Genomic DNA, 21,396 nt, shown 5'->3' with positions numbered 1-21,396 from the left:
TACGACGTGTGAGTGGCGATAAGGATTCACGGCTTCTGGAAACGCGGCAGGATATCGCGCAGTTCGGTCAGCCGCTGCACGGGATCGTTCAGTTCCAGCATATGTTGCTGCTCGCTCACATCCAGCGGCAGCAGTTCGGCCAGCCGGAAACCCAGCCAGCTGGCATCGTCGTAGGCGCTGCGCGGCGCATGCCGCCATTGCGGCGCCATTGTCTCGATCAGCCGTTCGAGAATGCTCTGCAGCAAGGCAAACTCCACCGGCACCACCTCTTCCGGCTCGGCCGGCCAGACCTCTACGTCGCCACGCAGCAGACCATCGGAACGCGCGCGGCTGCGCGCCACGCGGAAGCGCGAACCGCCCTCGGCCACGATACCGAGCAGGCCATCTTCGCCAGTGTGGAAATCGGTGATCCGCGCGACCGTGCCGATCGCCGCCGGAATCGCCGGAGCGCCGACCTCCTGCCCATCGAGAATCAGGCACACGCCGAAACCGGTGCCGTGACGCGAGCACTCGCGCACCAGATCCAGATAGCGTGGTTCGAAAATACGCAGTTGCAGCTTTCCACCAGGAAACAGCACGGAGGCAAGCGGAAACAACGGCATCTCGATCAGTGGCGATTGGGCAGCCATGCGGCAAGTGTACCCAGTGCCGCCGCACCGGTCAGCGCGCGGGCTCAACCACCCCGCAGACGCTCGACAAAGCGCCGTGGCGCCGCTTCGAAGCCACCGTTGGACATGAAGATCACCTGATCGCCGGGTTGTGCCTGCGCGTGCAAGGCCGCGATCAGCGCATCCACCGTCGGCGCCGTGCTGCCTCGGCCGTCCAAGGCCGCGGTGACGTGACTGGCATCCCACGGCAGCTCCGGGCGATGCAGGAACACCACCGCGTCGGCATCGGCCAGCGATGGCGCCAGCGCTTCGGCATGCGCGCCCTGGCGCATCGAGTTGGAGCGCGGCTCCAACGCCACCAGGATCCGCGCACCCCCGATCTTTGCGCGCAGACCGGCCAGCGTGGTGGCGATCGCGGTGGGGTGATGGGCGAAGTCGTCGTAGACGCGCACGCCATTCACTTCGCCCACCAGTTCCATCCGCCGCTTGACGCTCTCGAACGTGGCAAACGCGGGCAGCAGCGCGCGCGGGTCGGCACCCGCAGCCGCGGCAGCAGCCAGCGCGGCCAGTGCGTTCATTACGCTGTGGTTGCCGAGCAGCGGCCAGCGCACGTCACCGATCAGCTCGCCGTCGCGGTGCACAGTGAACGCCGACCCATCCGTTTCTACCAGTGTTGCCTGCCAGTCGCCGCGGCCGATGCCGAAGGTTTCCACCGGCGTCCAGCAGCCCATGGCCAGCACTTCGGCCAGCCGCACATCGTGCGCGTTGACGATCAGCCGACCATTGCCTGGCACAGTGCGCACCAGATGATGGAACTGGCGCTGGATGGCGGCCACGTCCGGGAATATGTCCGCGTGGTCGTATTCGAGATTGTTGAGGATCGCGATACGCGGGCGGTAGTGCACGAACTTGCTGCGCTTGTCGAAGAACGCGGTGTCGTATTCGTCTGCCTCGATCACGAAGGGCTTACCCTGCCCCAGCCGCGCCGACACGCCGAAATTGCCCGGCACGCCGCCGACCAGGAAGCCCGGCGCGAAACCGGCACTCTCCAGCAGATGCGCCAACAAGCTGGTGGTGGTGGTCTTGCCATGAGTGCCGGCGACGGCCAGCACGTCGCGATCGGCCAGCAGCGTCTCGCCCAGCCACTGCGGACCGGAGATGTAGCGCAGGCGCTGATCGAGCATGTATTCGACGGCAGGATTGCCACGGGTCATGGCATTGCCGACCACGACGAGGTCCGGCGCGGGCTGCAGGTGTTCCGCCGCGTAACCGCTCATCAACCCGATGCCCAGCGCTTCCAGCTGCGTGCTCATCGGCGGATAGACGTTGGCGTCGGAACCTTCGACCGTGTGGCCCAGCTCGCGCGCCAACGCGGCAACACCGCCCATGAAGGTGCCGCAGATGCCGAGGATATGCAGACGCATGGTGGGACGGATTCCTTGAAACCGCTCGACGGGAGCGTCAGCCGTTCGCTGCCGCCGGTCCGTTCTGCAGCGCCTGCTTGACCCGCGCGGTGACCTCGCCGAGCTCGCCGACGCCATCGACGATCTGCAGCTTGCCGCGCCTGGCATAGAACTCGGCCACCGGCGCGGTCTGCTCGGCGTAAATCGCCAGGCGCTTGCGCACGGTATCGGGGTTGTCGTCGGCGCGGCCTTCGGCCTTGAAGCGGATCTCGCAGCGGCCGATGATCACTTCGCTGGGTACCTTGAGCTTCACCACCGCGTCCAGCGGCTGGCCGATCTTCGCCAGCAGGTGGTCGAGCGCGTCGGCCTGGGCCAGGTTGCGCGGGTAACCATCGAGGATGAAGCCTGCCTTCGCGTCGTCCTGAGTCAGCCGGTCTTCCAGCATGCCGAGCAGGATGTCATCGGAAACCAGCTGGCCGGCGTCCATCACCGCCTTGGCCTTCAGTCCCATCGGCGTACCGGCGGCGACCGCGGCGCGCAGCATGTCACCGGTCGAGATATGTGGCACGCCGAACTCCGTCTTCAGACGCGCAGCCTGCGTGCCTTTGCCCGAGCCGGGCGCACCAAGTAGGACGAGTCGCATAATGCTCCACAAGTTTGACGGGCTGCCGCACACTACGGAGCCCGCCAGATTCCCAGAATTGGCTGTCAAATTAGCGGCTGTGCCCGGTGCCGTCAAACGGCGCACTTCGTTACCTGCCGCCAAGTGTCTGTTGCGAAAAGATTTGCCGCTGATCGCGGCCACTTTAGCCACCGCCCGATTGAGGATCGCCATGAGCCCTAGCCGCCGTTCGCCCGCCATCACCGGCAACCTGCTGTACGCCCAGTCAGGCGGGGTCACCGCGGTGATCAATGCCACCGCTGCCGGCGTGATCGAGGCCGCGCGCGGCAAAGGCGTGAAAGTGTACGCCGCGCGCAACGGCATTCTCGGCGCGCTGCGCGAGGAGCTGATCGACACCTCGAAGGAATCGGCCGCAGCGATCACCGCGCTGCGGCACACTCCCGGCGGCGCGTTCGGGTCGTGCCGCTACAAACTGAAGTCGCTGGAAGACAACCGCGCCGAGTACGCGCGGCTGATCGACGTGTTCCGCGCGCACGACATCCGCTGGTTTCTCTACAACGGCGGCAATGACTCGGCCGATACCGCGCTGAAGATTTCGCAGCTGGGCAAGGCGATGGGTTACGACATCCGCTGTATCGGCGTGCCGAAGACGGTGGACAACGATCTCGCCGTCACCGACTGCTGCCCCGGCTTCGGCTCGGTAGCCAAATACACCGCCATCTCGACGCTGGAAGCGAGCCTCGACGTGGCCTCGATGGCCGAGACTTCGACCAAGGTGTTCATCCTCGAAGTGATGGGCCGCCACGCCGGCTGGATCGCCGCCGCGGCCGGGCTCGCCGGTGAAGGTGCGGATGCGCCGCCGCATATCATCTTGTTCCCGGAGAACACGTTCGACGAAGCGGCGTTCCTGGCCAAGGTGAAGGCCACCGTCGAGCGCGTGGGCTGGTGCACGGTGGTCGCCTCCGAAGGCGTGCGCAATGCGGCCGGTCAGTTTCTCGCCGAAGCGGGTACGCGCGATGCGTTCGGCCACGCACAACTCGGCGGCGTGGCGCCCGTGCTGGCGGCGCTGGTGAAAGAGAAGCTCGGCTACAAGTATCACTGGGCGCTGCCCGATTATCTGCAGCGCTCGGCGCGGCACGCCGCCTCGGCAGTCGACGCCGAACAGGCCTTCGCCGTCGGCAAGGCCGCGGTCGACTACGCGCTGGCCGGCATGAACGCGGTGATGCCGGTCATCGTGCGCGGCAGCGATGCGCCGTATCGCTGGAAGGTCGAGCCGGCGCCGCTGGCAAAGATCGCCAATCGCGAAAAGAAGATGCCGAAGAATTTCATCACCCGCGACGGCTTCGGCATCACCGCGGCCGCACGGCGCTACCTCGCGCCGCTGATCCGCGGCGAGGCGCCGTTGCCGTACGGCAAGGACGGCCTGCCCCGCTATGTGCAGCTGAAGAACGTCGCGGTGGCGAAGAAGCTGGCGGGCTTCCAGCGCTGAAATTCCGTCTTCGTGAACCGGCGCTCAGCGACTGAGCGCCGCCTGAAACGGTGCGGCGCCCGTCTGCCTCCTGTTCAGTCGCATGTTCTTACGATTCGTCCATCCGAAGTCGATGGCCGCGCCGTTGCGTCCGCGACGACCACGAAGGAGACCATGATGAAACTCATCAGCCGCCTGCTCATTGCCGTTGCTCTGCTTACCACCGGCAGCTTCGCGCTGGCCGATCAAGGTGATCATGGCCGTCATGGCCACGGTCACGATCGCCATGACCGTGGCGATTATCGTCGCGGCCGCGGCCATGACGACCGCCGCTGGCGCGGTGACGATCATCGCCGCTACGGCTATCGCCACGGCCATCGCGACGACGGCCCGCGCTATTACGGCCGCCGTCACTGGGAACGCGGCCATCGCTACTACGGCCCGACCTATGTCGTGCGCAACTACGGCTATTACCGCTTGCGTCCGCCGCCGTACGGCTATCACTGGGTACGCGCCGACAACGACTATCTGCTGGTCGCCATCGCCACTGGCATCATTCTGGATGTGGCGTTGCGCTGAGTCCGCGCCAGCGTGGATGAGCCTGGGCCATGCCTTCGTGCATGGCCTTTTTCTTTTGGAGGACGATGAGGCGTTGATGCGTTGCGCCGCACAACAGCCTGCGCGCCAACGTCTGCCTATACTCCCCGGGACCGCCCGTTCCGGACGGCCACTGACAATCATGGGGAGGTTCCGATGCTGCAGCAGTATGGCTGGATCGTTCTGGCGTGTGCGGTAGTGGCAATTCTATATGGCGCGTTTTCCGCGCGCTGGATCCTGGCGCAATCGCCGGGCAACGAACGGATGCAAGAGATTGCGGCAGCCATCCAGGAAGGTGCGCGCGCCTACCTCAACCGCCAGTACGCCACCATCGGCATGGTCGGCTTCGTGCTGATGCTGCTGATCGGCTTTTTCCTGAACTGGCCGACGGCGATCGGCTTCCTGGTCGGTGCGGTCCTTTCCGGCGCTGCCGGCTACATCGGCATGAACGTGTCCGTGCGCGCCAACGTGCGTACCGCCGAAGCCGCGCGGCGCGGCCTGAGCGCGGCGATGGACGTGGCCTTCCGCGGCGGTGCGATCACCGGCATGCTGGTGGTCGGGCTGGCCCTGCTCGGAGTTACCGGTTACTGGCTGGTGCTCAACCACATGGGCATCAGCGGCGAGCCTGCCCTGCATTCGCTGGTGGGACTGGCATTCGGCAGCTCACTGATCTCGATCTTCGCGCGCCTCGGCGGCGGCATTTTCACCAAGGGCGCGGATGTAGGCGCCGATCTGGTCGGCAAGGTCGAGGCCGGCATTCCCGAGGACGACCCGCGCAATCCGGCGGTGATCGCCGATAACGTGGGTGACAACGTGGGTGACTGCGCCGGCATGGCGGCCGATCTGTTCGAGACCTATGCGGTGACCGTGATCGCCACGATGCTGCTGGCAGGCCTCACCTTCGCCAACAACCTCAATGCCGTGCTGTACCCGCTGGTCATCGGCGCCGTATCCATCATTGCCTCGATCATCGCGACCTTCTTCGTGAAGGTGAAGCAAGGCGGTTCGATCATGGGCGCGCTGTACAAGGGCGTGATCGTGTCGGCGGTACTCTCGGCCGTCGCGTTCTGGTTCGTGACCGGCAACTTGCTGCCGCAAGGCCTGACTACCGGCGACGGTCTGGTGATTTCCAACCATGCGCTGTTCCACTGCTCGCTGATCGGGCTGGTGCTGACCGGCCTGATCGTGTGGATCACCGAGTTCTATACCGGCACGCAGTTCGGCCCGGTGCAGCACATCGCCGCGGCGTCGACCACCGGCCACGGCACCAACATCATCGCGGGCCTGGGCATCTCGATGAAATCCACCGCGCTGCCGGTGATCGTGATCTGCGCCGCGATCTGGAGCGCGTATGCGCTAGGTGGCCTGTACGGCATCGCGATCGCCGCCACGGCGATGCTGTCGATGGCCGGCATGATCGTGGCACTCGATGCCTACGGCCCGATCACCGACAACGCCGGCGGCATCGCCGAGATGGCCGACCTGCCGCCGGAAGTGCGCGGCGTTACCGATCCGCTCGACGCGGTCGGCAACACCACCAAGGCGGTGACCAAGGGCTACGCGATCGGTTCGGCCGCGCTGGCTGCGCTGGTGCTGTTCGCCGACTACACGCACAACCTCGAAACGCATTTCGGCAGCGCCACCACATTCGACCTGTCGAACCATTACGTGATCATCGGCCTGCTGATCGGCGGCCTGATCCCGTACCTGTTCGGCGCGATGGCGATGGAGGCGGTCGGCCGCGCGGCCGGTGCCGTGGTCGAGGAAGTCCGCCGCCAGTTCCGCGACATTCCCGGCATCATGGAAGGCACCGGCAAGCCGCAGTACGACAAGGCGGTGGACATGCTGACCAAGTCCGCCATCAAGGAGATGATCGTGCCCTCGCTGCTGCCGGTGCTGGTGCCGATCGTGGTCGCGTTCGGCTTCAAGTGGCTCGCAGGCTCATCCGTCGCCGGCGCGCAGGCGCTCGGCGGCGTGCTGATCGGCACCATCGTGACTGGCTTGTTCGTGGCGATCTCGATGACCACCGGCGGCGGCGCATGGGACAACGCCAAGAAGTACATCGAGGACGGCCACCACGGCGGCAAGGGCTCCGAGGCGCACAAGGCCGCGGTCACCGGCGATACCGTCGGCGATCCGTACAAGGACACCGCCGGTCCCGCGGTGAACCCGCTGATCAAGATCATCAACATCGTGGCGCTGCTGCTGATTCCGTTGCTGTAAGCCACGCGTTCTACTTCAGCAAAAATCCCGCCGGCGAGGCGGGATTTTTGTTTGACCGCCACGCAGATCGGCTCGCCCTGACTTTAGTCACACGCACTCGTATCATCGCGCAGTTACGCTCGACCGACGGTGGGCCGCGCCTGCCAATCCATTCGCATACGAGGGGCACACGATGAAATCGGTCTGGCTGATGTTGGCACTCGGCGTCACACTGGCGGGCATGAACGATATCAAAGCCCAAAACAATCCACCTGCCACGGCGTCCGCAGACGCGCCGTCGACCGACGACCCGTTCCTGTGGCTGGAGGACATCCGCGGCACCCGTTCGATGGACTGGGTGAAGCAGGAGAACGCGATCACGACGAAGCAATTCGTCGACAACACCGAGTTCGTCAAGACCCGCGACAGCATCCTCGAAGTGCTCGACTCCGATGCGCGCATTCCCTATGTCAACCGCATGGGCAACGAGCTGTACAACTTCTGGCGCGACAAGGCGCATCCGCGCGGCATCTGGCGGCGTACCACGCTGGCCGAATACCGCAAGGCCGAGCCCAAGTGGGAAGTACTGCTGGACGTCGATGCGCTGAACAAGGCCGAGGGCAAGCGCTGGGTATACAAGGGCGCGCAGTGCCTGAAGCCGGCGTTCGAGCTCTGCCTGATCTCGCTGTCGCCCGACGGCGGCGACGCGACGGTAGTGCGCGAATTCAGCATTCCGCACAAGGCCTTCGTGAAGGGCGGCTTCGAGCTGCCGGTAGCGAAAAGCCAGGTCGGCTGGATCGACGAGAACACCATCTACGTCGGTACCGACTTCGGCCCCGGCTCGATGACCGAATCGAGCTATCCGCGCATCGTCAAACAGTGGAAGCGCGGCACGCCGCTGTCGGCCGCCAGCATCGTGCACGAAGGGGAACCGACCGATCTCGCGATCAGCGCGTATCACGACCTTACGCCAGGTTACGAACGTGACTTCGTCTCCGTGGCCAAGGATTTCTTCCACAGCGAGCTGTACCAGCGCAACGGCGACAAGCTGACCCGGCTCGATGTGCCGACCGACGCGGACACCGATGCCCATCGCGAATGGCTGCTGGTGCGGATCCGTTCGCCGTGGACGGTCGGCGGCACCACGTATCCTTCCGGCGCGCTGCTGGTGACGCGGTTCGACAGCTTCATGGCTGGCAAACGCCACTTCACCGTGCTGTTCCAGCCGGATGCGCATACCTCGCTTGACGCCTACACGTGGACCCGTCACCACCTGATCCTCAATCTGATGGATGACGTCAAGAGCCGGCTGGAAGTGCTGACCCCACCATTGGCGGCGGCGCCCACCGGTGACTGGAAGCGGGAAACGATGCCCGGCGCGCCGGCGATGAGCACGATCAACGTGATCGACACCGACCCCGACCACAGCGACGAATATTGGCTCGACGTCGCCGGCTTCCTCGCTCCGGCGTCGCTCGAGCGCGGCGTGCTGGGCAGTGCGGCAGCCGAGAAGATCAAGCAGGAACCGGCGTTCTTCGACGCCGCGACATTCACGGTGAGCCAGCACTTCGTCACATCGAAAGACGGCACCCGCGTGCCGTATTTCGAGATCGCTCCGAAAGACATGAAGCTGGACGGTTCCAACCGCACGTTGCTGTACGGCTACGGCGGCTTCGAGGTCTCGCTGCAGCCGCATTACAGCGGCAGCATCGGCCGCGCCTGGCTGAACCGCGGCGGCGTCTATGTGATCGCCAACATTCGCGGTGGCGGCGAGTACGGCCCGCAATGGCACCAGGCCGCGCTAAAGGCAAACCGTCCGCGCGCTTACGAGGACTTCGCCGCGGTGGCCGAGGATCTGGTCAAGCGCGGCGTGACCACCGCAAAACATCTCGGGGCCGAAGGCGGCAGCAACGGTGGCCTGCTGATGGGCAACATGCTGACGACGTATCCGCAGCTGTTCGGCGCGATCGCCTGCGAAGTGCCGCTGCTCGACATGAAGCGCTACATCCATCTGTCGGCCGGCGCATCGTGGATGGCGGAGTACGGCAATCCGGACACCGCGGACTGGAACTTCATCAAGACGTTCTCGCCGTACCAGAACGTGAGGAAGGACGCGCCCTACCCGCCGGTGCTGTTCTACACCACCACCAGCGACGATCGCGTCGGCCCGGTGCAGGCGCGCAAGATGGCCGCGAAGATGAAGGCGATGGGCATCGCGAACGTGTGGTTCTACGAGAATCTCGAGGGCGGCCACGGCGCCGGTGCGGACAACAAGCAAGCTGCGCTGATGCACGCGCTGGCTTATGACTTCCTGTGGGATCAGCTGAAGTAAGAAAGCACCGCCATGTTGCCGGATCCGTCTGCACGCGCTCATCCGTGCAGGCGGCTCACTTGCGCCCTGACTGATCTTCCACAAAAGCAGGTTTGCTGACCCGATCGTTTCGCTCGCCGTGCGAGTGTCGAGCGGCTCCGGCTTTACCCGGACGCTCCGTTACGGGCATCGCCTCCGCATTACCTTGCGCGACCATCGCCCGTCCAGCACCTGGCGCAACGCCAGGCTGACGATACCGAACTCCTCAAGGCCGTCTGGACGGCCAGCCATCACGTGGATGGCAGCACGCAAACAAGCACATGACCGGCATGGGGCTATCGGTGGTGCATGCGATGTTGGCCAACTGCGCATCCGCATGAACCACAGCCTCCACGCACATGGTGTGGGACCTGTGATCACCGGGTCGCTCCCCGAATTTGGCTTTATCGGATTCGCATGAATTGGTCATTGATCGGCGTTATGCCGACTCCTACCTTTCGCTCAAGGTTTCTCTAACGAAACCTTGACAAACCACTCTATTCCCCCTGCCTCGCCTGAACGCATTACTCACATTCACGGGCCTCAGGCGAGGCTGTTTTTTTCTGCTCTTGGAGTACCCGTCAATGTCCACGATGGCGCCCAACCTCGGGACGCTCCAGCCACCCCGCTTCGAACGTGACAGCCATGCCCAAGGCATCGGGGGTGCGGGCATCGGGAGCGAAAATCTGCCCGCCTACCGTGCTCTTTTCGAGCCATCGCCCGAGCGGCCGCCGGTCGTGATGCGAATGGTGCGTGAGCCATACGCAGATGCCTTGACTGGCGCCGACGATGCGCGGGATCTGGCCATGCGTATTCGGTTGTTGATAGCGCGCGAAGGGGGCGCCTCGATGCTGGCACGGCGTTGCGGCTGCTCCGAAGGAACCGTGCGCAGCTGGCGCGATGGCCATAGCGATCCCTCCCGGGCGCGCTGCGTCGCGCTGGCTCGCGCCTTGAATATCTCGCTGCAATGGCTAGTGACCGGCGAAGGTCCGATGCATCCAGAGAGCAACGAACACCATGATGCGTCCGCCGAGTCGGCACCATCTCCTGCAACCACAGCCGTACCGACCACAGCGTCGGTGTCGGCCATCGACGCGCAGCGCCTCGCCGCCACACTGAAATTACTGCAATCGTACATATGCATGGTCGGTGGCTCGTTGAATATCGAGCAGCGCGCGGAAGTCGTGGCTGAGCTCTATGGCCTGCTCTGCGACGCTGGCGAACTGCAGGAAGTCGACCGCCTTATAGCCTTCCATAACAAGCTCGGCGCCCAACTGCGCAACGGGCGCGCGACATTGATCTGACCGCATGAACGCCGTCATCCAGGCCGATCGGAATTCAGCGGATCCCGCGGTACGTCATGGCGCGCAACCGCCTTGAATCCAGCCGCCTCGATAGGCGCATTCGACCTGGCCGCCCGTGACCTGGAGCGTAAGCGCGCTGCTCCATCTGCCTGGCCAGTGAAATAAATCGACTGCCAGCATGCATTCGGCCTGCTGTTTCGTCGCATTGATCGAGTTATGCCACTCGGCCTCCGGGCCTTCAACACCGATGGGGAGATTCATCTCAAATGAGCAGTCATCAGAAAAACCGTTATCCCATATGGCGCCATACGGCGCTCGCCTTGGCGCTGAGCATGAGCCTGGGCGGCGTCGCCATGGCACAGTCCACCACCGGCTCCATCTTTGGTCAGGCACCAGCAGCCTCCGGCGAAACCGTCGCCGCCACCAATTCCTCAGGCCAGACCCGCGAAGTCGCCGTCGACAGCTCGGGCCGTTTCCAGATCAGCAGCCTGCCGGTCGGTGTCTACACGGTCTCGCTCAAGAAGGATGGCGCCGTCATCGACTCGCGCAAGAACGTCGCACTGTCGCCGGGTGCCGGCGCTTCGATTTCGTTCGCCGCACCGACCACCGCAGCCGGAGCAACCTCGCTCGGTGCCGTGACCGTGCAGGCCAATGCCTTGCCGACCATCGACGTCTCCAGCGTCAATTCCAGCACTGTCATCACCGCCGCTGACCTGCAGAAGCTGCCGATTACCCGTAGCGCGGAGTCCATCGCGCTGCTGGCACCGGGTACGGTCAAGGGCAGCAGCTTTTTCCCCAACGCGGTTTCTTTCGGCGGCTCCAGCGTCTCTGAGAATGCGTATTACGTGAACGGCTACAACACCGGCGAGCCGTACAAGAACATCGGCGGCTTCCAGCTGCCTTACGGCGCGATCGATCAGCAGGAAACGCTTACCGGCGGTTACAACGCCAAGTACGGTCGCTCCGACGGCGGCGTGATCAACCAGATCGGCAAGCGCGGCACCAACGAATGGCACTTCGGTGCCCAGGTGTCCTGGCAGCCGCGGTTCCTCGAGGGAGCCCCGGTCAACAATTATTACGGCCATCCGACCATCCCCGGGTCGATTGCCAACCCCAACAGCCTTGACGGCCTGACCCATTACCAGCTGGAAAACCCGAGCAAGCCGGGCACGCTGAACCAGTACCGCAACGACAACAAGCAGTGGGAGACGATCTACTCGGCCTACGTCGGCGGCCCGCTGATCAAGGACAAATTGTTCATGTTCCTGGCGGGTGAAACCACCAGAACGCATTCCAACAATGTGGAATTTGCCGCCAACCAGCTCGTCCAGTACAACCGGGACAAAGACACCAAGTTCTACGCCAAGCTGGACTGGAACATCACCGACAGCAACATCCTCGAACTGACGGCGCTGGACAACCACTCCGCCACCGGCGCGGGGTCGACCTATGCATTCAACACCGACACGCTGAAGTCGGGTGCCTTCGTCACCAATAACGACGTGACCAAGGACAATGCCCGGTTCTACCTCGCCCACTTCACCAGCTACATCACCGATGCGGCCACGCTGAGCATCCTGTACGGCAAGGCCAACTTCCAGGACCCTGTCGTCTACGCCAACCACAGCCCGCTACCGTTCATTGACCGTCCGGACAACCAGAATCCGGCCTTCCTGCCGCCAGGAACGGGGTCAAACGGCATCATCAACTCCCAGACCAACATCAACTGGACCTCACCCCAGGCGGCCAACAGCACCCACGGCCTGCGCGTCGACTTCGACTACAAGCTGGGCACGCACGACCTGGCTGTCGGTATCGACAACATGACCTACCAGGCCAGCCACCAGGGTCCGGATCAGACCAATCCGTTCAACCCGTCGATCAACTATTACTGGCGCTACTATCCGGGCAACATCGTGCGCAAGCGCCAGATCGGCTGGGCCACCAGCATGTCGACGACCCAGAAGGCCTACTATCTGCAGGACGACTGGCAGGTCACGCCCAACGTGCTGCTGGACCTCGGCATCCGCAACGACCATTTCAAAAACTTCAACGATCTGGGCGTGGCGTTCGTCGACCAGAAGAACCAGTGGGAGCCGCGCATCGGCGCCAGCTGGGACGTCATGGGTGACTCGTCGTTCAAGGTCTATGGCAATGTGGGTCGCTACTACCTCGCCCTGCCGGACAACGCAGCAGAGCGCGCGGCGAACATCTCCACATTTGAAATCACCAAGTACAGCTATACCGGCATTGACCCGAATGGTATCCCGACCGGCCTGACGCAGATTGGTGGTGTCACCTCACCCGATGGCGAGTTCGGGCTGCCCAAGGATCCACTGCAAGTCACCGCGCGCAACCTGAAGCCGGAGTACGTGGATGAGTTCATCCTCGGTTTCGACAAGAAGCTCAACGACCAGTGGACCTACGGCGCCAAGGCGACCTGGCGCGATCTGAAGACTGCCATCGACGACGAGTGCTCGCCGGGCCAGATCGCCGCCAAGATGACCAAGATGGGCCTGAATGCGGGCAACTACTCGGACTCGCTCTACGGCGCGTCGTACTGCCGCCTGATCAACCCGGGCCTGACCAACACCATGTTGGTGAAGCCGAACGCTGGCACGGCCGGCCAGAATGTCCTCGTGTCGATGAGCCAGCAGGACTGGGGCTACATCAACGGCGTCAAGCGCAAGATCGGTTCGCTGAACCTGTATATGGAGCATCCGTTCGACGGCACGTGGATGGGTCGCGTCGACTACACCTTCAGCCGCGGCTTCGGCAACACCGAGGGTCAGGTGCGTTCCGACTTCGGTCAGTCCGACGTTTCCAAGACCGAAGACTGGGATTCCTGGCAGCTGATGGATGGCCAGGACGGCGAACTGTCCAACATCCGCAAGCACCAGATCCGCTTCCGCGGCGCCTACCAGATCACGCCGGAATGGCTGGTATCCGGCACACTGCTGGCGCAGTCCGGCACGCCGAACGAGTGCCTGGGCTACTACGGTCCGACCGGCACCGGCGACCCGACCGGCTACAACAACGGCGGTGGCGGCAACTACCACTGGTGCCACGGCATGCGCCTTCCACCGGGTTCCGTCGGCCACACACCGTGGACCGAGCAGCTCAACCTCGGCGTGCACTACACCCCGGCGTTCGCCGATCATAAGCTGGGCATCAACCTGGACATCATCAACGCGCTGGACCAGCAAAAAGCGATACAGACCCAACCGGTCGGCGAAGCTGCCTACAACAACAACCTGGCTCCAGACGGTGTCACCCCGGCCCCGGCCTTGATCTCCGTCAACAACAGCTACGGCCAGGGGATTTTCTGGCAGCCGCCGCGCATGGTGCGCCTGTCGGTGACCTACGACTACTGACAAGCAATACCAGCTGAAACGACCAAACCAAGCCACCAACCTTTGGGTTGGTGGTTTTTTTTGGAACATGGGTCGACGAGCGGTCCGAATACACTGGCCCGCATCCTGGCAGACCAGAGTGCTGGTGCGCCCGGCGGCAATGGCTCAGGTGCACAAGCTGATCTTCCGCCATTCCGCTGAAGCACAGACGAGCGCGAGGGTCTTCGGCCAAGTCTCTTTGATCGAGATATTCAACCTGTTCGGTTTCGCGCGTCGCGGCGGCGTTGCCACCGAGCCGCATGACACGACGATTAGACCAAGCCACATCGCGCTGCGCACGATTTCGCCAAACTGCGGCTCTCGTAAATATTCCGTGCTGCCGGCGAGGATCGGATGACTGCGTTGCATCGGCCTCGGGGTCGTTGCCGCCGAGTGCTTCCGCCGCGAAATGTCGGCACGGGCACGAGCTTGCCTCGGACCGGCCGCCAGGTACTTCCCGACAGCCGGTCATCCATCACGCATTACGCAGAAGCAGGTTCCCGTTGCGGGCGATGATCCTGACTTGTATCCACCGTCACGCTCGACCTCGCGAGGTATCCGGCCATCAGCCAGGCGCCACCACACAGCGCGATGGCAACGCACAGGCTGGTCCACTCCGACTGATTATGGGGACTGGCCAGCACTCGCGGAACGTGCACGATCAATACCCAGCTGCCGAACATGATGCCCAGCATCGTCGCGGCCAGCCGCGCCTGCACGCCGCTGAGGATGGCCAGTCCGGCCGCGATGTGCGCGCAGCCGGTGAAATACGCCCAGAACACCGGGGAGCCCGGGATCCAGCCGGGAATCACACTGGCGACGTATTGCCAGTAAATGAAATGCAATGCGCCGAACACCGGCAGCGTGATGCCGAAACCGTAACGGCCGATGTCTGCCAGCCGACGGAGTCGACCGTTCCAGGATGTGCGCACGGTCGCGCTATCCGACAATGCGTGTGCCAGCACCCACGCAGCACTGCACAATGCGAGGCACTCGAACGCGGAGGTCCACTTGCTGCCATTGTGGATATTGGCGAGCAGTGTCGGCACCTGAAGAATCAACCAGAGAGAAAGCAGCCCGCCCAGCATGATCGCCGACTGGCGTGGTCGCAGCCGATCGCTGAGGACACAAACACCACCCACGACCAGCAACAAGGCGATGATATAGGTCCACAAGGTCTGCGCCGGCAGCCAGTCAGGCAGCGGCTCCAGCCCGAGGACGGGAGTGCCGAACACAAAGTTGAGCACGCCGAAAGCCAGCATGCCGATACCGAAAAGACCGCTGCCAAGACGTGTGGCACTTCCCATGAGGTTTCCTTTTATCGGATGAAGCGCGAGGTCGATCGCACCCTACAATCCAGGGTGTGCCGAGGGCAATGCCGGCGCGCCTGACCTGATCCTGGCGCGGCGCGGCAAAGGCGCTTTCCGGAGCGTCGCCCATGGCAGAGTAGGCGCTGCCGCGTCTTTCATCCATGACCAATTTCGCCCTATTTGCAGGAGCCAATCGGAGAGTCGGCATGTTTCTGGAACTGGATGGCCAAGGGCCACACTACGCACAGCTCACCCGCGCCATGAAGGCCGCGATACTGGACGGCCGCATGGTTGCAGGCTCGCGGCTGCCGCCTACGCGGGTCCTGGCGCAAGAGCTCGAACTTTCGCGCACTACCGTCCTGGCCGCTTACGAACAACTTCGCGCCGAAGGTTTCATCGACGCCCGCGTGGGCTCGGGCAGCTATGTCGCCACGCTGCAGCCAGGGGCGACATTGCAGTCGCCCGTGGACGTCATCAGCGCACCTTCGCACTACGCGGAGCGTGCGCGACAGGTGCAGGATCGCAAGATGGCCGTGCTGCATCGCGGATTGCGCTATCACATGAACTACGGCGAGCCGACCATCAATCCCATGCTCAGCAGCGTCTGGGCGCGCGAACTGGCCCGGGCTGCCGCCTACATGCCGACAGCCGGCACGGGATCGCAGGGCCTGCCGGCACTGCGTCAGCAGGTTTGCGACTATCTCGCCCGCCGGCGCGGTGTGCAGGCAAGGCCGGAGGATGTGCTTATCGTCAGTGGATCCCAACAGGCGTTCTCGCTGACCGCCCGCGTGCTGCTGGACGAAGGCGACAGCGTGGTGCTGGAGGAACCGCATTATTTCGGCGCGTATCAGGCGCTGATCGCGCATGGGGCCCGCATCTGCGGGGTTCGCACCGACAACGACGGACTGGTGTGCAGCGAACTGCCCGCAACAGCGCCTTCGCTGATCTGCGTCACCCCCTCTCATCAGTTTCCCACTGGCGCCGTGATGTCGCTGTCGCGCCGGCTGGAGCTGCTGCGTTACGCCGATGCACAGCAATGCTGGATTCTCGAGGACGATTACGACGGCGAATTCCGCTATGACGCCCAGCCGCTGGCGGCATTGCGCTCGCTCGACCAAGCCGATCGGGTGATCTACGTCGGGACTTTCTCCAAGGTTCTGTTCGGCACCTTGAGACTGGCCTACATGGTCCTGCCTGTCGCGCTGCGGGAGGACTTCATCACCGCCAAGTTCCTCAATGACTTTGCCTGCCCGGGTTTCGAACAGGCGGCGCTGGCGCACTACATGGAGGACGGTGGATTCGAGCGGCACCTGCGCGTGGTTCGCAAAGAGCTCAAGGCCCGCCATCAGGAACTCATCAACGGCTTGCGCCAGTATGTCGGCGAGCGTGTGGAGATCGTCGATTCACCGGCTGGCATGCATGTGGTCGTGTGGTTCCGCGATTACGACAAGGCTCGCGCGGAGGCGTTGCTCGAACTTGCCAGTTCCCGTGGGCTGGGCATGTATTCGATGGCGCCACACTATCTGAACCCGCCATCGCGCCAGGGTCTGCTGCTCGGCTATTGCGGCCTGTCCACCGGCGAACTCCGTGACGCCATGAAGCTGTTTGGAGCCTGCATGGACGAGATCGACGCCCGCATGATTTCCGACGCCGCCCGCAGCATCGGGGACGCTGCATGAAGTAACCTTTCCAGTTCGTCAGTCAACTCAACCCGCCATGCAATCACGCATCACGATCAGCCCGGAATTGCGCGAATGGATTCTTGCCACGACACGAGCAGGCCATGGCGTGCACGACGTGCTGCGATTGATGAAGGAGAACGGCTACGATCCGCGGCAGAGCCGCAGCATCGTCGCCGAGGTGATGAAACTGCCGCTGGCCGCGCTGCATGCGAGTACCGGCAGCCCCGCACCGCAAGGCTTGCGCACAAGACCTCCCGAGGCGCCCGAGGTCAGCATCGACGGACACGCCATCCAGATCCCGATCAGCGTGGAGGCTCCGATGCTGCGGGTGCTGGACGGCATGCTCACCGAACAGGAATGCGCCGAACTGATCGAACTGGCGCGACCGCGACTGCAGCGCGCCCTCACCGTCGACAGCGATGGCCGCCATCAAGTCGATCAGCGGCGTACCAGCGAAGGCATGTTCTTCACCTTGAACGAGCTGCCCTTGGTCGGTCGCATCGAACAACGCCTGGCCGCCTTGCTCGGCGTGCCGGTGAACCACGGCGAAGGGCTGCAGATCCTGCATTACCTACCGGGTCAGGAATACGAACCGCATTACGACTGGTTCGATCCGGAGCAACCAGGCTACGGCGCGATCACGGCTGCCGGCGGGCAACGCATCGCCAGTGTGGTGATGTACCTGAACACGCCCGAGCAAGGTGGCGGCACCGCGTTCCCGGAGATCGGTCTGACCGTCACCGCGCGCCGCGGCGCGGCCGTCTATTTCGCCTATGAAAGCGGCGATCTCAACTCGCTGCATGCGGGTCTGCCGGTGCTGCGCGGCGAGAAGTGGATCGCCACCAAATGGCTGCGCGAGCGGCCTTACCGGATGCCGAAAAAGGCCTAAACCGATCGTGGCACATGTATCGTTGCTGCGTCGCAGCAGCGTTTGCCGTATCCTTGCGGACCAACTTTCTCATCCGCACCAAGGACATCCCATGGGTCTGCATCTCGTCCCCGCCGGCAGCGACGTGCCGCACGAAATCAACGTGGTCATCGAAATCCCGAAGGATGCCGAGCCGGTCAAATACGAAGTGGAGAAGACGAGCGGCGCGATCTTCGTCGATCGCATCCTGTCCACTCCGATGCGTTATCCGTGCAACTACGGCTACGTGCCGGGCACGCTGGGCGGTGACGGCGATCCGCTGGACGCGCTGGTGATTCTGCCGCTGTCGCTGATCCCTGGCTCGGTGATCCGCTGCGTCCCGGTCGGCATGCTGAAGATGTCGGATGAGGCCGGCAGCGACGAGAAGCTGATCGTATTGCCGGCGCCTAAGATCTTCCCGGGCTATGCGCACATCACCGACATGAAGGGCGTCTCGCCGCACTGGCTGGAGCGCATCGGTCACTTCTTCGAGCACTACAAGGACCTGGAGAAGGGCAAGTGGGTCAAGGTCGAAGGCTGGGTCGGCGCTGACGAGGCGAAGGCCGAGATCGTGGCCGGCATCGCGCGCTACCAGGCCGAGCAAAAGAACTGAGTTCAGCTTATCCGCGAAGCGGCAGGTCAGCTCAGACGGCTGCGTGATCCGAACGGAGCACGCAGCCTGTTCCGCAGACGCAGCAGATCGCTATGCCGCAGGTCCTCACGCAGCTCGCTGGGCGAAGCGCCCAGCGACTGGCGGAACGCCTCGGTCATGTGACTGTGGCTGCTGAAGCCCACATCACAGGCCAGTGCGGCCAGATCCTCCTCGCCGTCACCAAGACGTCCCAGCGCGTTACCGAGACGCTGCTGCAATCGAAACTGCCGCAGCGATTGCCCGGTGCTGTCGCGGAAGATACGGCACAGGTGAAAAGACGAACAGCCGGCGAGCTGCGCCAGGCTATGGACGTCCAGATTCTCTCCGGCGTGGCCGATGATGGCCTCTTCCACCCGCGCCACCCGATGTGCCATCCCGGCTTGCCTCGCGCGCGGGCGAACCGCCGCGCATGACTGCAGCAGACTGTCCAGTGTATCGAGCAGAACTTCCTCGGCCGCGTCCGGCATGTCGCCACCGTGCCGAAGGCCCAGCAACATTTCCACATGGGTCTTCTGGAACTGCAGGTCGTGGCTGAATTCCCGGCATGGCGCTGCGATGGCGCCGGTCATGTCCAACGAGTCCAGCACGGCATCGTCGATCCACACATCAGTGCAGCAATCGCAGCTATCGAAATCCGGGTGCGAGATGCGGTATTCGACATTCTTCTGCAGCAGGATCGCCTGCCCCGGCCGCGCGAAATAGGTTCTGGCACCCACATGCACCGCGAACGAACCCCGTCGGGTGAAGATGAAGCGCGCCGGCTCAGAGCCTTGCGGTCCACCACAGTCGACGCGCGGCCGCTTGCAGACATGGTTGATCACCATGAAATGCGACGACTGCAGCACGGTCTGCATGATCGACATCGATAGCGCTCCGCCATCCGCTGAAACCCCTACGGAAAATCATACGCTCCGACGGGCGACTCGACGCCGCCCGGCATGCAATTCGCCAGCACGTTTCTGAAAGCGGTGGCGTCACGGTTGTGGCATCGCGTGCGGCTGCCGAGACCCCTGGATCCAGCGCTCCGCACCGCGCAGGTTTCTGAAAGCGCCGCCGCGACGGCCGCGGGAAGCTGGCACGGCTTTCCGCCAAGGGAAGTCCCCCGGAAATCCGGCCGGCGCGCTCCCCACTTCCCCGCCGGCTGCACCGACCCACGTACGCAAGGAGATATGGTCATGATCAAGAAACTCTGCACGCTGCTCGCCGCCTGTTGCGTAATGACCGCCGCCAATGCAACCCAGCCCTTTTCGCCCGACGACTGGCTCAATCCGATGCTGTACCCGAAGGACTCGCAGCCGTTCGGCAAGAGCATGTCCAGCTGGGCCGAGCTCAACTGGCAATGGATCTACGCGCAGCCCTTCGATCACAACCCATACCTCGATCCCACCGGCGCCGATTGCGCTGTCGGTCAGAGCGGGCCGGTCTGGCAGTTGGCGCCGATCGCCGCCATGATGTCCGGCACCTACACGCGGACCTGCACGATTCCGAGTGGCAAGGCGGTGTTTCTGCAAATCGGCGCCGTGGCCGACGACTGGCCCTGCCCCGATCCGGCCTTCGGCCCGAAACCGGGGCAGTCGCTATACGACTTCCTGGTCGCCGACGCGGTGACCTACAACATGGTCACCGAGCTGGATCTGACGCTCGATGGCCGGCCGATCTTCAACCCGCTGCATTACATCTACACCTCCGATGATCTGTTCGCGCTCAAGGGCGACCCCAGCGAGGTGCAGTTCGATCCGTGCATCACCGGCGGCTACCAGCCCAGCATCATGTACGGCTACTTCATGATGTTCCGCCCGATGTCGCCAGGCATGCACACCATCGTGCGGCACAATCACGACAGTGACGGCAAGGACCTGACCTTCATCTACCATCTCACCGTGCAGTAACGGCCTCATCGATCGCCACGCACAGCGGTCCCTCGCAAACCCCGCCCGCCTTTGGCGGGGTTTGCCCGCGGTGCGTTCAATCGCACACGCTCAGTTCTCCCATGGCGGATGATCACCCAACCGCTCGGCCAGAAAATCGACGAACGCGCGTACCCGCGGCGGCACCAGCCGGCGTTGCGGCATCACCGCGTGGATGCCGGTGGCGGCCAGCGGATACTCCGGCAACAGCACCTGCAACCGTCCCGTGCGCAATTCTTCGTGCACATGCCAGACCGAGTGCATCGCAATACCCAATCCGGCTACCACAGCGTCGCGCAACAACTCGCCCAGATTGCTCTCGAAGCGGCCATCCACCCGCTGTGCGATCTCGCCGCCGTGACCATCGCCGAAACGCCACACGTCCTGGCGACCCTGACTGCCTACCAGCAGCAGGCAGTCATGCGCGGCCAGATCCGCCGGAGTACGCGGCGTGCCATGCCGGCGCAGATAATCGGGCGATGCGCACAGCACGCGCCGGTTCACCGCCAGTTGGCGCGCCACCAGCCCTGAGTCGCCCAGCGCGCCGACGCGGATGCCCAGATCGAAGCCGGAGCCGACCAGATCCAGCATCTGGTCGTTGAGATTCACGCTGAGTTTCACCCGTGGATACCGCGCCAGGAATTCGGGCAGCAGCGGCGAAATGTATTGACGTCCGAACGATGCCGGCAAAGTGACCCGCAAGGTTCCAGCCACCTCGGTGGCGGCTTGGCGAAGGCCGCCGGTCAGCGCCTCCAGATCCTCCACCAGTGCGCGTCCCTGTTCGGCCAGGGCGGCGCCTTCCGGCGTGGCGTGCAGCTGGCGGGTAGTCCGGTGCAACAGGCGCACACCGAGGTCACGCTCCAGCCGCTTCAGGCGCTGGCTGGCCACCGCCACCGACAGGTCTAGGCTGCGCGCGGCTGCGCTGATCGAACCTAGGTCAAGCACGCGCAGGAACAGGCTGAGATCGCCAACACGGTCCATAACTATCAACT

The 21,396-nt window shown here is 63.9% G+C and carries 17 protein-coding genes; 11 read left to right on the top strand and 6 right to left on the bottom strand.

Going from position 1 to position 21,396, the window contains the following annotated elements; all coding sequences use genetic code 11:
- Positions 1-26: 26 nt before the first annotated feature.
- The 3 genes from BUA26_RS17855 to BUA26_RS17845 are packed head-to-tail and all read right to left on the bottom strand — an operon-like array spanning position 27 to position 2,654.
- Positions 27-629 (bottom strand): LON peptidase substrate-binding domain-containing protein, encoded by a 603-nt coding sequence (locus BUA26_RS17855; protein ID WP_072762229.1) that lies wholly within the window; start codon positions 627-629, stop codon positions 27-29.
- 44 nt (positions 630-673) lie between these two features.
- Complete coding sequence (gene mpl / locus BUA26_RS17850; RefSeq protein ID WP_072762228.1) at positions 674-2,032, bottom strand: UDP-N-acetylmuramate:L-alanyl-gamma-D-glutamyl-meso-diaminopimelate ligase; 1,359 nt, start codon at positions 2,030-2,032, stop codon at positions 674-676.
- A gap of 37 nt (positions 2,033-2,069) precedes the next feature.
- Entirely contained in the window at positions 2,070-2,654 is a 585-nt protein-coding gene (locus tag BUA26_RS17845) for an adenylate kinase (RefSeq protein WP_072762227.1), read from the bottom strand.
- A gap of 190 nt (positions 2,655-2,844) precedes the next feature.
- On the opposite strand from BUA26_RS17845, the gene BUA26_RS17840 reads away from it, so the two are divergent.
- From BUA26_RS17840 to BUA26_RS17810, 7 genes are all read left to right on the top strand, one after another.
- On the top strand, positions 2,845-4,122 hold the full coding sequence (locus tag BUA26_RS17840) for a 6-phosphofructokinase (RefSeq protein ID WP_072762226.1): 1,278 nt from the start codon (positions 2,845-2,847) through the stop codon (positions 4,120-4,122).
- A 156-nt stretch (positions 4,123-4,278) separates the two neighbouring features.
- Positions 4,279-4,680, top strand: a complete 402-nt coding sequence (locus tag BUA26_RS17835) for an RcnB family protein (protein ID WP_072762264.1) — start codon at positions 4,279-4,281, stop codon at positions 4,678-4,680.
- 174 nt (positions 4,681-4,854) lie between these two features.
- Positions 4,855-6,921 carry a sodium-translocating pyrophosphatase gene (locus tag BUA26_RS17830; RefSeq protein WP_072762225.1) on the top strand — a complete coding sequence of 689 codons (2,067 nt, stop codon included), beginning with the start codon at positions 4,855-4,857 and terminating at the stop codon, positions 6,919-6,921.
- A gap of 172 nt (positions 6,922-7,093) precedes the next feature.
- Positions 7,094-9,232 (top strand): prolyl oligopeptidase family serine peptidase, encoded by a 2,139-nt coding sequence (locus BUA26_RS17825; RefSeq protein ID WP_072762224.1) that lies wholly within the window; start codon positions 7,094-7,096, stop codon positions 9,230-9,232.
- 602 nt (positions 9,233-9,834) lie between these two features.
- Positions 9,835-10,554, top strand: a complete 720-nt coding sequence (locus BUA26_RS17820; RefSeq protein WP_083573071.1) for a helix-turn-helix domain-containing protein — start codon at positions 9,835-9,837, stop codon at positions 10,552-10,554.
- Between the two features lie 266 nt (positions 10,555-10,820).
- A complete protein-coding gene (locus tag BUA26_RS17815; protein WP_072762223.1) occupies positions 10,821-13,928 on the top strand; it encodes a TonB-dependent receptor in 3,108 nt (1,035 codons plus the stop codon).
- A gap of 148 nt (positions 13,929-14,076) precedes the next feature.
- A complete protein-coding gene (locus tag BUA26_RS17810; RefSeq protein ID WP_143154318.1) occupies positions 14,077-14,304 on the top strand; it encodes a hypothetical protein in 228 nt (75 codons plus the stop codon).
- 124 nt (positions 14,305-14,428) lie between these two features.
- Here the strand turns inward: BUA26_RS17810 and BUA26_RS17805 are convergent, their stop codons facing one another.
- Entirely contained in the window at positions 14,429-15,253 is an 825-nt protein-coding gene (locus BUA26_RS17805) for a DoxX family membrane protein (RefSeq protein WP_072762221.1), read from the bottom strand.
- Positions 15,254-15,462: 209 nt separating this feature from the next.
- Between BUA26_RS17805 and BUA26_RS17800 the strand changes: the two genes are divergently transcribed.
- The 3 genes from BUA26_RS17800 (at position 15,463) to ppa (ending at position 18,458) form a co-directional block, all read left to right on the top strand.
- Positions 15,463-16,935 carry a MocR-like pyridoxine biosynthesis transcription factor PdxR gene (locus tag BUA26_RS17800; protein WP_072762220.1) on the top strand — a complete coding sequence of 491 codons (1,473 nt, stop codon included), beginning with the start codon at positions 15,463-15,465 and terminating at the stop codon, positions 16,933-16,935.
- A 37-nt stretch (positions 16,936-16,972) separates the two neighbouring features.
- Entirely contained in the window at positions 16,973-17,827 is an 855-nt protein-coding gene (locus BUA26_RS17795) for a 2OG-Fe(II) oxygenase (RefSeq protein ID WP_072762219.1), read from the top strand.
- Between the two features lie 91 nt (positions 17,828-17,918).
- Positions 17,919-18,458 carry an inorganic diphosphatase gene (gene ppa, locus BUA26_RS17790; RefSeq protein ID WP_072762218.1) on the top strand — a complete coding sequence of 180 codons (540 nt, stop codon included), beginning with the start codon at positions 17,919-17,921 and terminating at the stop codon, positions 18,456-18,458.
- A 26-nt stretch (positions 18,459-18,484) separates the two neighbouring features.
- On the opposite strand, the gene BUA26_RS17785 is transcribed toward ppa, so the two are convergent.
- Positions 18,485-19,360, bottom strand: a complete 876-nt coding sequence (locus BUA26_RS17785; protein WP_072762217.1) for a helix-turn-helix transcriptional regulator — start codon at positions 19,358-19,360, stop codon at positions 18,485-18,487.
- A gap of 312 nt (positions 19,361-19,672) precedes the next feature.
- Here BUA26_RS17785 and BUA26_RS17780 point away from each other — a divergent pair, with 312 nt between their 5' ends.
- Entirely contained in the window at positions 19,673-20,386 is a 714-nt protein-coding gene (locus tag BUA26_RS17780) for a hypothetical protein (protein WP_143154317.1), read from the top strand.
- Positions 20,387-20,476: 90 nt separating this feature from the next.
- Here BUA26_RS17780 and BUA26_RS17775 read toward each other — a convergent pair whose 3' ends face one another.
- The gene (locus tag BUA26_RS17775) at positions 20,477-21,385 is read right to left on the bottom strand and encodes a LysR family transcriptional regulator (protein ID WP_072762215.1); all 909 of its coding nucleotides are present in this window, start codon (positions 21,383-21,385) and stop codon (positions 20,477-20,479) included.
- Positions 21,386-21,396 lie beyond the last annotated feature (11 nt).

Origin of the sequence: Rhodanobacter sp. OK091, assembly GCF_900142825.1 — a bacterium.
GTDB lineage: Bacteria > Pseudomonadota > Gammaproteobacteria > Xanthomonadales > Rhodanobacteraceae > Rhodanobacter.
The sequence above is the reverse complement of the archived record's forward strand: the minus strand, read 5'-3'. Positions and strand labels throughout refer to the sequence as shown.